This window comes from Bacteroidales bacterium (genome assembly GCA_029210725.1).
GTDB lineage: Bacteria > Bacteroidota > Bacteroidia > Bacteroidales.
The window spans coordinates 79,029-93,374 of record JARGFM010000004.1; the positions used below are offsets into that span (position 1 = coordinate 79,029).

Genomic DNA, 14,346 nt, shown 5'->3' on the forward strand with positions numbered 1-14,346 from the left:
TTTCTTTTTTGTCAGGAATAACTTATTTGTAGGACCAAAAGGGTATATTTAAGTATTTGCTTAATATATAAAATAACGCTATATTTGCCATGTAGAATCAGAAAAGGGTGAACAATGGAAAGTAATCAATCATGTACAAGGGTATTTGCTGACCAAGAACAAATTAAAGAATGCAAAGACAAATTACAGTCAAATGCGCATGCTTTTAACGAATTGAGTAGTGTACTGGCATTAGCAGGAAATGAGGTAAGACTTAAGATTATGTTCTTACTTGAAGAAGAAGGGGAACTCTGTCCATGTGACCTTGCAGACATTTTAGGAATGAGTATCCCTGCTGTTTCGCAACACTTAAGAAAGATGAAAGACGGTTATGTAATTGAAGCGAGACGAGAAGGACAGACTATTTTTTATTCTTTAATGAAGGTTCAACTTGGATTGCTTCGTCCATTTTTCGATTACGTTCTTCAAAACTCAAAAAAGGAACTCGTATGAAATCAAAAAATAAATTTTCGAAATCAGGAAAACTTGCTGGAGCGAGTATCCTGACAGCAATTGCTTCTTCACTGTGCTGCATTACACCTGTCTTAGCACTTATATCTGGTGCTACTGGTGTAGCATCCTCATTTTCATGGTTGGAACCACTCAGACCATACTTAATTGGTGTTACGGTATTGGTGCTGGGATTTGCATGGTATCAAAAACTAAAACCAAGAACCGCAGATGAAATTGCCTGTGATTGCGATGAGGATGAAAAGAAACCATTTATGCAAACAAAAACATTTCTCGGGATTGTCACGGTTTTTGCAGCGTTGATGCTGACATTCCCTTATTACTCATCCATCTTTTATCCCGACAATAAAAAGGAAGTAGTAATTGTTAATGCGTTTGACATTCAATCGCTACAACTTGATGTTGAAGGAATGACCTGTGAGGCTTGCGATAGTCATGTTGTACATGCTGCACAAGAAGTTGAGGGAGTAACAGAGGCTCGTGCTGACCATAAAACAGGTAAAGCAATGGTGGAGTTCGACAAAAGTAAAACTTCCAAGGATGCCATCATTCAATCCATAAATGCGACCAGTTACAAAGTAGTTGGAGAAAATATTAAATGAAATTCTTACTAAAATGAAATTTGCAGAATTTAAAATAGCAGGTATGACTTGCGACCATTGCGCCCAAAATATTACTAAGAGGTTCGAAGGTAAAGAAGGTGTTAAATCAAAGAACGTTAGTTATCCTGACGGTACTGGTAGATTTGAATATGACCCTGAGAAAATAAGCAAAGATGAAATTGCTGACATTATTAATATCGGTGGGCATTACAGGGTTTCAGGAAACCTTCCTGATGAGAGCCACCAATCAAATCATTTCGATTTAATTATTATTGGCGGTGGTTCGGCAGCATTCTCAGCAGCCATAAAGGCAGAGGATTTAGGACTTAGTACTCTGATGGTTAACGGTGGTTTGAACTTTGGAGGTACTTGTGTAAACGTTGGTTGTGTTCCATCCAAGAATCTGATTCGGGCAGCCGAAACAGTGTATCATGCCTCGCATTCCAACTTCAGTGGAATTAAACCCAGAGGTGCTGATTTTAACTTTTCCCAAATAATAAAGGACAAGAAAAAATTGGTTGCTACCCTGCAAGAAAAAAAGTACATGGATGTAGTTAGTGATTTTAAGAGCCTTACAATGATAAAAGGTTGGGCAGAATTCGTAGACAATAAGACAATTATTGTTGACGGTAATGAAAAATATACCGCTTTGAAATTTCTCATTGCTACAGGTGCTAAAACTAACATACCAAACATTGAAGGGCTAAATGAGGTCGGTTATCTGACCAATGCTACACTTTTTGACATAGAAGAAAAACCTGAAAGCATAACCATAATGGGAGCAGGTTACATTGGTTTGGAAATCGCAATGGCTTACAATCGTTTGGGAGTTAAGGTTCGTATAATTGAATTTACAGACAGAGTATTACGAACTCAAACATCCGACATAAGCGAGGCATTGGAAACTCAAATGCAAAAAGAAGGTATTGAACTCCTGCCAAACTATCGAGCAGTTAAATTCGAAAAGAGCGGAAATGAAACCATTATTCACTGCAAGAATCCTGACGGGAAAATCATACAACTTGTGGAAAAAGGAGAAATCGTAGTTGCGACTGGCACAAAACCCAATACACAAAATTTAGGATTGCAGAATATTGGTCTGCAACTAACCAATAGCGGACACATTGCAGTGAATGCTGAAATGGAAACAAATCTTCCAAATGTCTATGGTGCAGGTGATGTAATAAATACTCCTGCCTACGTTTATACAGCAGCATATGAGGGGAAAGTTGCCATAGAAAATGCATTTGGCGGAGCAGGACGCAAAGTAGACTATTCATCATTACCTTGGGTTGTATTTACCGACCCACAAATTGCAGGTGCAGGTTTGGACGAAACACAAGCAGAAGCAAGAAACATTCCCTTTGAAGTTTCGAAATTGGAGTTGAAAGATGTGCCACGTGCCATAGCAGCCAACGACATGAGGGGTTTTATTAAACTCATTCGAAATACCGAGAATGACCAATTAGTTGGTGCAAGAGTAGTTGCTCCAGAAGGCGGTGAACTGATTCAGCAATTGAGTATGGCAATAAAACATGGAATTACTGTCAAAGAATTAGCAGATAGTTTTTACCCATACCTGACCTTGGGAGAAGGAATAAAATTAGCAGCCATTACATTCGGTCAAGATGTTTCAAAATTAAGTTGTTGTGCAAGTTGAGTTAGCACCAAAGATTTGATGCCATACCATAGTTAATGGTAATATCAATTGTAATAGTATAATCAATAAACTAACTGACGATTGTTACTACAATACTTCTGCTTCCCCCGTGATTTCGAAATTCGCATAGATAAATTCCCTGCCATGTGCCCAGATTAAGACGGTGATTTGTAATGGGGATGGTCAGTTCAGCACCAAATAATGAACTCTTAATATGTGCAGGAATATCATCGGCTCCCTCATATATATGGGTATAAAGGGGATGGTTTTCCGGCACCATCTGGTTCATAAAGGCTTCGAAATCCTGCCGCACAGAAGGATCGGCGTTCTCGTTCAGGGTCAGGCCCGCTGAAGTATGCTGTATCAGAATATGCATGATCCCGGTCTCCGGAAGCTCTCCTACTGCATCCTCCACCTTCCGGGTGATCAGGTGGTAACCCCTTGGGAAGGGTGGCAGGCTCAGGAATTTCTGTATGATCATAGGAATGTAACTGTTAATATTTCACAAAAATACTCCTTAAAAGCGGCTGCCGGCTCTGTTCCCGCTGTTTTTTTCTCTATTTTTGCCGCATGTTTTCGGGCAGATACAAAGCAGGCAGGCGGATTCTGATGGTTTTTTTAATCCTGGCGACATTTTCCATGCATACCGATGCCCAGAGAAGAAAGGAGCAGGAGAAAGAGCTGGATGAGCACCTGGTTCAGTTCTCGGGAATGGTCAGGGACCTGGAACACCGTCCCCTGTCTGAGGTGAATATCATTATACTTACAGAGAAACGCGGGACCACATCCGACAGCCGCGGGATGTTCTCCTTTGTGGTAAGGCCCAACGATACCATACTCTTCAGTCATATGGGCCATAAAGGAACCATTCATGTCATTCCGGATTCTCTCGGGGGACAGCAGTATCCTGCCGATATTTTTATGGTCAGTGACACCTTTCAGCTGGCAGAGGTCAGGATCTACCCCTGGAAAACCTACCAGGAATTCAAAGAGGCCTTTCTGGCCCTGGAACTGCCCGACGACGATGAAAAGCGTGCCTATCATAACATCGCCCTGATCAAGACTCAGATAAAAATGAATGATTTCGGCCCCAGTCCCAATATAAACTTCAGGGAAGTTATGAAACAACAGTACAACCAGCTGTATACAGCAGGACAGACCCCTTACTACACCATCTTCGACCCCATGCGCTGGGCCAAGTTTTTTGAAGCCCTGAAACGTGGGGATTTCAAAGAGGAGGATGATTAAGAATCTGCACAATTTTCCTTCACATTCCTTAGTTAGTACTATATTCGGAAAACTTCTCTCGTAAATATGCGCCTGCTCCTGTTATCGCTTGTTCTGATTGTCGCTTCCGCTGTCAGGGGACAGGATACAGGAGTGCTGACAGGGAGTATCAGGGACAGTACCGGGCAGCCGGTTGAATTTGCCAGTATAAGCCTGCTGGGCACCCGGCAGGGGACCATGAGCAATCCGGAGGGAAGCTATGATCTGAAGGTTCCGGCCGGTCGCTCCTACACGGTGATTATCTCCTGTGTTGGATACCGGACCAGGCAATTTGCCGTACGCCTGGAAGAGGGAGAGACCAGAACACAGGATATTTCGCTGATGAGGGATATCCGGGCCATCCGGGAGATTTCGGTCAGCGCCCGCCAGGAGAGAGGCAGTACCTTTCACCGGATTGATGTGGAGGAGCTCAACTATATGCCCACCACCACCGGAAAGGTCGAGACCATCATCAAATCCCAGGCCGGTGTCAGTTCCAACAACGAACTGAGTTCCCAGTATTCTGTAAGGGGTGGGAATTTCGACGAAAACATGGTCTATGTGAACGATATCGAAATCTACCGTCCCTTCCTGGTTCGATCCGGACAGCAGGAAGGGCTGAGCTTTGTGAACTCGGACCTGGTCTCTTCCATCAAATTCTCCGCCGGGGGGTACGATGCCCGGTACGGCGATAAAATGTCCTCCGCCCTGGATATCACCTATAAGCGCCCCGGGGCGTTCCGGAGGTCGTCCTCTGTCAGCCTGCTGGGTGCCGCTGCTCACATAGAGGGTGCTTCCAGGAAGGGACGTTTTACTTACCTGGCCGGTTACCGGTATAAAACCACTTCCTACCTCCTGAATACCATGGAGACCAGCGGAGATTACAAGCCTCAGTTTTCCGATTTCCAAAGCCTGCTTACCTGGCAGCTCTCCCGCACCCTGGAGCTGAGTTTCCTGGGCAACTGGTCGTCCAGTACCTACCAGTTCATCCCCAGCACCCGGAATACGGAATTCGGGACCAAGGATCTGCCCCTGAATCTGAAAATTTATTACGATGGCCAGGAAGTGGACAAGTTCGACACTTACCTGGGCGCCCTCTCCTTCCATTGGAAACCTGTAAAAGGTCTCTCCCTGAAACTTATCGGGTCGGCCTTCCGGACCTCTGAACGGGAAACCTTCGATATTTTGGGGCAATACTGGATCAACGAACTGGACAATACCATTGATTCAGAAACTTATGGGGACTCTATCCTGAATATTGGGGTGGGCACGGTATTAAGCCATGCGCGTAACTACCTGGATGCCTACGTGATATCTGTTTCCCACCTGGGCGCTTACCGCAGCGGATACAATCATTTTCAATGGGGCCTCTCCTACCAGAACCAGGATTTCTACGACCGCATCAATGAGTGGGAGCTGATCGACTCGGCCGGCTATGTGATTCCCTATAACGGAGAGCTGCTGGAGCTGACCAGCTCCAGCCGGTCCGAAAATCATATCTCCTATGACCAGTTTACCGGTTTTTTTCAGAACACCAGCGAGATCAGCGGAAAGAAGGCAGATCTGTTTATCACTGCCGGAATCCGCGGAACAGTCTGGAACTTCAGGCGAACCACCCTGCTGAGTCCGCGACTGACCATCAGCACCCAGCCCAACTGGGAACGGGATATGATGTTTCACCTGTCGGCTGGCTACTACTTCCAGCCCCCCTTCTATAAGGAGATGCGTATGCCAGACGGCCGGATCAATCAGGAGATCGAACCCCAGCGATCGATCCACCTGCTGCTTGGAGGCGACTATATTTTCAGCCTCTGGGACCGGCCATTCAAACTGTCCGGGGAAGCCTATTATAAATGGCTCAGCAACCTGATTCCCTATAAGATAGAGAACATAAGGCTATCCTATGCGGGAGAAAATATCTCCGAAGGCTTTGCCCGGGGAATAGACTTCAAGCTGAATGGGGAATTCGTTCACGGAGCGGAATCGTGGCTGACCCTGTCCCTGCTGCAAACCAGGGAGAATGTGGAGAACGATCTTATCCAGGTATGGAACGGAAGCGAATATGTCACCGCCCCGGCCGGCGAATTTTCCCGGCCCACCGATCAGCTCTTTACAGCCGGAATCTATTTCCAGGACTACTTTCCCAACAATCCGGGCTACAAGGTACATCTGAATGCATTTTACGGAACCGGCATCCCCCTGAGCAGTCCCATCGATGAGCAATACTATACCCGGCTCCGGATGCGCCCCTACCGCCGTGTCGATATCGGGTTCTCCAAGGTGATCAAGCGGGAAACAGATATGTGGGGAGAACGCAATCCCCTGCGCTTCTTTGAAAGCATCTGGATCAGCGGAGAGATATTTAATCTTTTGGGAATCAAGAATGAAGCATCTTATCTCTGGATAAGGACCATCTCTGACCAGGAGGGAATCCCGGGCATGTACGGAATACCCAACTACCTGACCGGCAGAAGATTCAACTTAAAGATTTCTGTCAGTTTCTAAGCCTATTTGCATTTACCCTGAACCAGGAACTTACTGATCTCCATACGGGTGCGCTGCCGCTCCTCCCAGGCAGCCACCTTTTTCGGAAGCCGGGCAGGATCGCCCTTATAGCCGATGGCCATCATGGCCGTGGGTTCATAACGGGTCGGAATCACCAGGGTTTCCTTGGCCCGGTCCACATCATAACCTCCCATCTGGTGAACCATCAGACCCATGGCAGTGGCCTGTGCCAGAAGGTTTCCCACGGCCATTCCAGTCTCATAAAAAGCCAGCCTGTTGGGCCGGTTCTTGTAGATGGAAATCACCTGGGCAAGCGGCAGAACGAGCAAGGGGGCCGTGGAGGCCCAGACCTGGTTAGGCTTATCCAGCAGATCCAGCAACACCTTGTAATCAGACATCTCCCTGGTGGCAATTATAAAGCGCCAGGGTTGTGCATTTCTGCCGGAAGGAGCCCATTTCGCGGCTTCAAAAAGCAGCTGTATCTTGTCATAGTCCACTGCCTGGTCGTCAAAAGCCACCGGGCTCCACCGGTCACTTATTAAATGATGTACTTTATCCATGGTGCATTTATAAGTAAATGATGAGAATACTCTATTATAACAGTCACACCTTGAAATATGTTTTATTACCTTTATCCCTTCAATATTACTAATAATCTCTGAACCGAATCAATTATGAATACAAAAGATTACATCCAGCGTGAAGATACCTATGGTGCACACAATTATCACCCGCTTCCCGTGGTGCTCGACCGTGGAGAAGGAGTCCATGTCTGGGACGTAGAAGGCAAGAGGTATTATGATTTCCTCTCTGCCTATTCAGCGGTAAACCAGGGACACTGTCACCCGAAAATTATTGCTGCCATGACCGAGCAGGCCAAAAAACTGACCCTTACTTCCAGGGCATTCTACAACAGCCTGCTGGGTGAGTTTGAACAGTATATCACCGAGTATTTCGGATATGATAAGGTCCTCCCCATGAACTCCGGGGCCGAGGGCGATGAAACCGCTTTAAAGCTTTGCCGCAAATGGGCTTACGAAAAGAAAGGCATTCCCGAGAACGAGGCCAAAATCGTTGTTTGTGAAGGGAATTTTCATGGCCGGACCATTACCATCATCTCCATGTCGACCGATCCCGATTCCTATAAAGGATTTGGTCCGTATACTCCGGGCTTTATTACGATCCCCTATAACGACACCGATGCCCTAGCAGAGGCTCTGGAAGATCCGAATGTGGCCGGGTTCCTGGTGGAGCCCATCCAGGGGGAGGCCGGGGTCTATGTGCCCGACGAAGGCTTCCTCAGTAAAGCTTACGAGCTCTGCAAAGAGAAGAACGTCCTCTTTATTGCAGATGAGGTTCAGACCGGACTGGCCCGGACCGGCAAGTTACTGGCCTGCGACCACGAGGAGGTCCGGCCCGATATCCTGATCCTGGGCAAGGCCCTTTCCGGCGGCGTCTATCCGGTATCCGTGGTGCTGGCAGATGATGAGATCATGCTCTGCATCAAGCCCGGCGAGCACGGGTCCACCTATGGGGGGAACCCGCTGGCGGCCAAAGTGGCCATGGCTGCCCTGGCGGTCCTGAAGGAGGAGAATCTGGCCGAACGGGCCGAGGAGCTGGGAAAGAAATTCAGGGCCGAACTGAAAAAAATTGATTCTCCCATGATCGAGCTGGTCAGGGGCAAGGGATTACTCAATGCCATCGTGATCAAACCCACCAACGGCAAGACCGCCTGGGATGTCTGCGTGGCGCTGAAAGAGAACGGACTGCTGGCCAAGCCCACCCACGAACACATCATCCGCTTTGCTCCTCCCCTGGTAATCACCGAAGAGCAGCTGATGGAGTGTGTGGAAATCATCAGGGAAACCATTACATCCTTCGAGGCCTAGGCGCTTAAGTTCACCATTCAAACTTTAGCTCCGTCTATCTCTTGATATACTTCAGGGTTTCATCCGTATCCGGACCTTCCAGCCGGATGAAATAGAGGCCATCGCCGGCGCCTGAAAGATGGATCGTTCTGGCACCGCCGGAGGATATAAATGCTTCCTTCAGAATCAATCTGCCATCGGCAGCAAAGACCCTCAGCTCATATTCCCCGGCTGCCGGAAGGTCCATCATGATTAAACCGGGACCGGGATTCGGATAGATGGTAAGCTCCTCGTTTTCAAGCAAAGACATGCCCACCGGATAACCAATGTATATGCCTTCTTCGCCGATGGTATAATTCAGTCCGGAAACAATCTGGTTTCCGGCTATGGTAACATCATGGATTTGCAGCATCTCCAGTCCGGTTACCTCCACATGGAGGAGATATTCCCCGTCGGGTACATCGCTAAAGCTGAACATCCCGAATTCATCGGTCTCCACATAAGCCACCACCTCACCGGCCAGGGTCGATTTCTTGTTCTTCTTCAGCAATATGACGGATGATTTCGGAGATGGACGCGCCCGGGTCCCTTTCAGGGCATCATCCAGGGTTTCTTCCAGGGAAATGGTCCCGGACATGCTGCCCAGGCCCGAACCTGAGGGATCCACATCCACCAGTTGTATATGCATGGTATTTGAAGTGTATTTGGGAACAAGATCCTGAAACAGGGCACTTTTCCAGCCGGTCTCATTCCCATAGTAGGTTGGCAGGGCTCCCGGATACTGTTCCCTGTCCGGCACGGCCAGTAAGGCATAATTCCCGGGATACAGGCCTTCAAACAGATAGCTTCCATCGTCCTTCAGCCATACCGAATCGACCCGTGGATAGATTCCCCACCAGGTGGATTTCATGGCCTTCACATAACCCGGGTAAACCGGGTTCGCACCGGCATCGGTCACCACTCCTCCCAACGTCACATCTGAAGCGAGCTCCAGCAGCCAGCTTGTATAAGCCGATGCCCCGGTGCTTAAACGTGATTCGCCAATAACCAGTTCATTGCTTGCCTGTAATTTCACAGAGCTGAATACCTCTCCATCGGGCAGGACCTCCAGATCCACTCCATAAAGATCGCTGTATGGCTCAGTCAACAGGCTGGTATTGCTGTACCAGAGAGGTTTTCCATGGTAATCAAGTCCCACATGAAACAGAAAGCCACCGGCCACCACGGCTGGAGAAACAATCCCGTCCAGATCCTGGGAGGCGTAGTTATATCCCATGAGCGATACATTTCCGGACCGGTCCACATCAAAGCCGTATATCTTGGCATCATCGGACGATAGCGCATAACCCCAAAGGTCTGAGCCATCCCATATATCCAGTGCAGCCACATAAATACCGGTTGGGTAGCTCAGGTTCATCGGCACAGCATTCACTGCAAAAACCTGGTTTTTAAAAGGGGCTGTCAGGTAAAGTATCCGGTTTTTCCAGCTTAAAGCATCGTAATAAATATTGTTATCCAGTACCTCGCTCGCTGTTGATTTTTTCTTTCCTTCCTGCGAAGGCCCCTGGCTGTCAAAGGGCCTTTTCCAGACAGGGTTTCCTGAGGCATCGATCCGGAACACAAACTGGTTATTGGAGGATGCATCTGCAAAACTGAATTCTGTCTCCCCCAGTTTGTAATAGCCCGTACTGGTGTTACCGGCCAGAACAAAATCACCTCCCGGCAGGGGAAAAGCCTTGAAAATCCGGGTGGAATAAGCGAAGCCGTTTATCACACCGTCCAGCACCCACCGGGACTGACCGCTCCAGTCAAGCGATACCGCGAATGTTGCCTTTGTATCGCTATAGGACGGAAGGGATCTGCCATGAATCAGGGGACTGCTTTCGCTTCCATAGCTTCCCGTAATCAATACCCCGCCGTCATGACCCGGAAAAACCTGGATCCGGTCATAAGAGGGAGAGGTCCCCGACTGATCCAGATCGAAGCCCGCCTGGTAAACCCATTCAAGATCCAGGCTGTGGTCATACTTGATCAGATAGAAGTAGCTGTTAGGCGTTTCCAGATTTTTGGCCATAGTCCCGAAACCCCTGTGTTCCACGGGCATACTGGCCTTCCCATATACATATATGGAACCGTCTTCGGGATCCATAACCGCCTCGGAGTTCATAAATTGATTGTCCGTCAGGGCCCAGATATTGATGATCCTCACCAGCTGGCAATCCGGATCGTAGCTGGCCAGAAACTCCACTTCGCTGGCACTGGGAATGGGAATGATGGTTCCGCTGGCATCCACCTCCAGATCCGCACTTGCCATCAGGGTGAACCCGCCCTGGTATGACCCGGCATAGACCGGAGTATTGGTTCCCTTCACGTAATTGGATTTCAGGGGTGTTCCCTCCTTGTCGTACTTGATAAAGTAGATGGTTTGGGCATCGGGATTAACCGCCTCACCCAACAGGGGATGGTCCGAGCTTGTATACGAAGCCCCCGACACCCTGTAAAAACTTCCGGCATCAGCCTCAAGCAGGTAGGCATCCTGGGGATAGACGCCCAGGCGCACCACATCATGGGTTCCGAGAACAAGCTGTTGAGCGGCCACAGAGCCGGCCAGCAATAAAATCAGGGCTGTAAATAGATCTTTTTTCATGGTAGACAGAGTTTAATTCTTCAAATAACGGATGCCTATGACCAGAATATCATCCACCTGAGGCTCCTCACCCATCCAGTTCCTCAGCTCATTTTCCAGCGTACCGGCCTGTTTCCTGACCACCTCGCTGCTGATCCTGATCAGCAGATTTTTAAAAGGTCTGGCTTTATACTTACCCACTTTCTCTCCTCCGAACTGGTCGGGAAATCCATCGGAATAGAGATAGATCATATCTCTGTCCTCCAGCTGCACCCGGTGGTTGGTAAATGATCTTTCTTCCACAATATGTTTTCCAACGGGCATATTATCCCCCTTATATTCAATTAGTTCTCCTTTGCGGATCAGGATCATGGGATTATAGGCCCCGGCAAATTCAAGCATATCCAGCTGCGGGTCGATCACCACCAGGGCCAGGTCCATTCCGTCCTTGGCCTGTTCCGCTTCATCCTTGTGGGACATAGCCCGGATTATATTGCTTCGCAGGCGGTTCAGGATTTCCGAAGCCTTCAGGACCCCCTCATGATTCACAATCTCATTGAGAAAGGTCAGTCCCAGCAGGCTCATAAAAGCACCGGGAACCCCGTGACCCGTGCAGTCGGCCGCACACACCACAATCAGCTCCTCTTTCTTTTCCACCCAGTAAAAATCCCCACTTACGATATCCCTGGGCTTAAAGAAGATAAAATGCTCCGGCAGGACTTTCTCCAGGGTTCTTTTTCCGGGAAGCACGGCGTGCTGTATTCTCCTGGCATACTGGATGCTGGAAGTAATCTCCGTGTTCTTCTCCTCAATTTCAATCTTTTGAGCCTCTATTTCCCTGGTCCGTCCCTTAACTTTTGCTTCCAGTATCCGTTTCTCTCTGATCAACTGCCGCTCCCTGTATTTGAAGGTGCCGTATATCAGGGCCAGACCGGTGAGCACCTCCAGAAAGATGAACCAGAAGGTTTTCCAGAGGGGAGGCTTAATGGTGAATGCAAAACTGGCCTCCTGTTCGACCTCCACTCCATCCAGGTTAAATGCCTTTACCCTGAACATATAATGCCCGTTGGGAAGCCTCATATAGGGAGCGGTCCGTTCGTTCCCCGGAAGCGACCAATCCTCGTCAAATCCTTCCAGGAACCACGAGAAACTGTTCCTGGAAGGATTGAGCGTATGAATCCCGGTAAAATTGAACTCCAGGGAATTTTTGCTGTAGGGAAAGGTCATCTCTCCGGGAAAGACCCCGCTGATGTCCGAAGCTCCTTCGGGTGATCCCCTGCAAATAATTCCATCCACCACCGGGGGATAGAGAACCAGCTCCGGTGGATTTGGGTCCCTGATATCATAGCGGGGATCGTAGTGAACCAGTCCCTCCACCGTACCAATCCACAACTCACCCCCCTCCCCTTTGGATATGGCTCTTTCATAGGTTTCCAGGGGGTAGAAACCCTCATCATCCCCATAGAGGGAGAATTCACCGGTCTCCATATGGAGTACATTGATGCCCAGGTTGGTCCCGATCCAGAGTGAAACACTATCCCTGAACTCCACAAAATAAGTAGAGTTAGAGACCATCCCATCGGTCGTATTGAAATTTTCCACAGCCTCCGGCAAACTCAGGTCAATCCTGGTGATCCCCCGGCTCTTCGTAGCCACCCAGAGATTATTCTTTGTATCACAGGCCACATCCAGGCACACCGCGGAAGCCAGACCATCCTCTTCGGTATAGTTCCTGATATGCTGCCCGGACCGGTCAAAGAGTGAGAGACCGCCTTCCGTGGCGCAGCAGATCAACTGATCCATCTGCAACATGCTGTTTACCTTCAGATTAACCAGACCATCCTCCAATCCCAGGTGGCGGAATTCGCCCTGATGGAGTATATGGACTCCTGAATCTGTGCCACACCAAAGCTGCTGATCGTTTGTATAGAGCAAACTGTTGATGGTGGCCTTAAGGCCGGCCTCCCGGATGGAACTACCATTGTACATGAACAATTCGAAACCTGTTCCGATATACACATTCCGCTGCCCGTCCTCCGCAAAACAGAGCGGATGGTAATCCTCGGGGTAACCCTCTTCGGCTCCGAAGGTTTTCAACTCATCACCCCGGATGCTCACTAAATTGCCATGCGCCCCCAGCCAGATTCTTCCCTGAGAATCATAATAAACGGCCTGAATGGAGTTGGCCGGCAATCCAAAGTCCAGGTCATATACCTCAAAAATGGCCCTGCCATACTTGGAAACACCTCCCATGGTCCCGATCCAGATACTCCCGAACCTGTCCTCGAAAATAGTATTCACATTGTTGTGCACCAGGTTATTTGCGATGTTAAAATGTTTCAGGTACTGGTCATCCAGCATCCATACTCCGTCATCAAATCCTGCAATCCAGATTCGTCCACGGCTGTCTTCCACCAGCTCTCTGGCAATCGGATCATAACTGCCCCGGGGCCGGATATGGTTAAACCTTTCGTTTTCATAAATAAACAGTCCCTCCGCGTAGGTTCCGCACCAGATCCTTCCCTGGCTGTCGCGGAGCATGCTCAGTACGATCTCATCGGCCAGTCCGTCTTCCGTTCCCAGCCTTCTCTCCTTCCCCTCTTCCATCACCAGGATGCCTGATCCCTGAGTGGCATACCATATCTCTCCCGGATCCGCCTCAATGATATCGCGAACAATCTGCTCCTGAGGCAGTTTCACAAAAGTGTAAGGATCCTTGAAAATGGTAATTCCCGGGCTGAAGTAAGTAGCCAGGTGAACCCATCCCCGGGAGTCCACAAAGGCTTTCTGAACATTGTTGTCTGTCAGCGCATCCTTTTTGGAGTAAGAAAGAATGGTATCCGGAGTAATCACCGATATCCCGTAGGCGGTCCATATCCAGATATTACCGGCCAGGTCCTCGATCATTCCATCGACCCGGTCATCGATCAGTCCCTTATCTTTGGTAATCTGTTTAAAACTCTCTCCATCATAGATCCCGATTCCTCCCTGGGTTCCAAACCAGATCCTCCCGCTTTGGTCCACCAGGATACAGTTTACTTCATCATCTGGCAATCCGTGGGAGAAATTGAAATGCTCGAAGGTGTAGCCGTCGTAGCGGGCCACCCCCACCTGCGTGGAAAACCAGATATATCCTTTTGGATCCTGGTCAATATCACTTACCGTATTCTGGGGCAATCCGGTCTTCAGGGTATGGTTCTCGAGGGCATATTTCTGAGCCTGAAGCCCGGAATAAGGAAGCAATGCCAACAGCATGCAGCTTAGCCCCAGGTATAGGGTAAACGCGAATCTTTTTCTAACTTGCATCGC

The 14,346-nt window shown here is 48.8% G+C and carries 10 protein-coding genes; 6 read left to right on the forward strand and 4 right to left on the reverse strand.

Annotated features, from left to right (window positions below; genetic code table 11):
- The first annotated feature begins 114 nt into the window (after window positions 1–114).
- The 3 genes from P1P86_03390 to merA are packed head-to-tail and all read left to right on the forward strand — an operon-like array spanning window position 115 to window position 2,772.
- Window positions 115–492, forward strand: coding sequence for a metalloregulator ArsR/SmtB family transcription factor (locus tag P1P86_03390; GenBank protein ID MDF1574217.1), 378 nt, complete (start codon window positions 115–117; stop codon window positions 490–492).
- Entirely contained in the window at window positions 489–1,112 is a 624-nt protein-coding gene (merTP, locus tag P1P86_03395) for a mercuric transport protein MerTP (protein ID MDF1574218.1), read from the forward strand. Before P1P86_03390 ends, merTP begins: the two co-directional genes overlap by 4 nt.
- 13 nt (window positions 1,113–1,125) lie before the next feature.
- Window positions 1,126–2,772 carry a mercury(II) reductase gene (merA, locus tag P1P86_03400; GenBank protein MDF1574219.1) on the forward strand — a complete coding sequence of 549 codons (1,647 nt, stop codon included), beginning with the start codon at window positions 1,126–1,128 and terminating at the stop codon, window positions 2,770–2,772.
- 70 nt (window positions 2,773–2,842) lie between these two features.
- On the opposite strand, the gene P1P86_03405 is transcribed toward merA, so the two are convergent.
- Window positions 2,843–3,253: a secondary thiamine-phosphate synthase enzyme YjbQ gene (locus P1P86_03405; GenBank protein MDF1574220.1), complete on the reverse strand. Its 411-nt coding sequence runs from the start codon at window positions 3,251–3,253 to the stop codon at window positions 2,843–2,845.
- Window positions 3,254–3,342: 89 nt separating this feature from the next.
- Between P1P86_03405 and P1P86_03410 the strand changes: the two genes are divergently transcribed.
- Complete coding sequence (locus tag P1P86_03410) at window positions 3,343–4,020, forward strand: hypothetical protein (GenBank protein MDF1574221.1); 678 nt, start codon at window positions 3,343–3,345, stop codon at window positions 4,018–4,020.
- A gap of 66 nt (window positions 4,021–4,086) precedes the next feature.
- Window positions 4,087–6,543, forward strand: a complete 2,457-nt coding sequence (locus P1P86_03415) for a TonB-dependent receptor (protein MDF1574222.1) — start codon at window positions 4,087–4,089, stop codon at window positions 6,541–6,543.
- Window positions 6,544–6,545: 2 nt separating this feature from the next.
- Here the strand turns inward: P1P86_03415 and P1P86_03420 are convergent, their stop codons facing one another.
- On the reverse strand, window positions 6,546–7,103 hold the full coding sequence (locus P1P86_03420) for a nitroreductase family protein (GenBank protein ID MDF1574223.1): 558 nt from the start codon (window positions 7,101–7,103) through the stop codon (window positions 6,546–6,548).
- Between the two features lie 114 nt (window positions 7,104–7,217).
- On the opposite strand from P1P86_03420, the gene rocD reads away from it, so the two are divergent.
- Window positions 7,218–8,432 carry an ornithine--oxo-acid transaminase gene (gene rocD, locus P1P86_03425; GenBank protein MDF1574224.1) on the forward strand — a complete coding sequence of 405 codons (1,215 nt, stop codon included), beginning with the start codon at window positions 7,218–7,220 and terminating at the stop codon, window positions 8,430–8,432.
- Between the two features lie 34 nt (window positions 8,433–8,466).
- Here rocD and P1P86_03430 read toward each other — a convergent pair whose 3' ends face one another.
- Both P1P86_03430 and P1P86_03435 read right to left on the reverse strand, forming a co-directional pair.
- The gene (locus P1P86_03430; GenBank protein ID MDF1574225.1) at window positions 8,467–11,058 is read right to left on the reverse strand and encodes a T9SS type A sorting domain-containing protein; all 2,592 of its coding nucleotides are present in this window, start codon (window positions 11,056–11,058) and stop codon (window positions 8,467–8,469) included.
- 12 nt (window positions 11,059–11,070) lie between these two features.
- Window positions 11,071–14,343: a two-component regulator propeller domain-containing protein gene (locus P1P86_03435; protein ID MDF1574226.1), complete on the reverse strand. Its 3,273-nt coding sequence runs from the start codon at window positions 14,341–14,343 to the stop codon at window positions 11,071–11,073.
- Window positions 14,344–14,346: the final 3 nt, after the last annotated feature.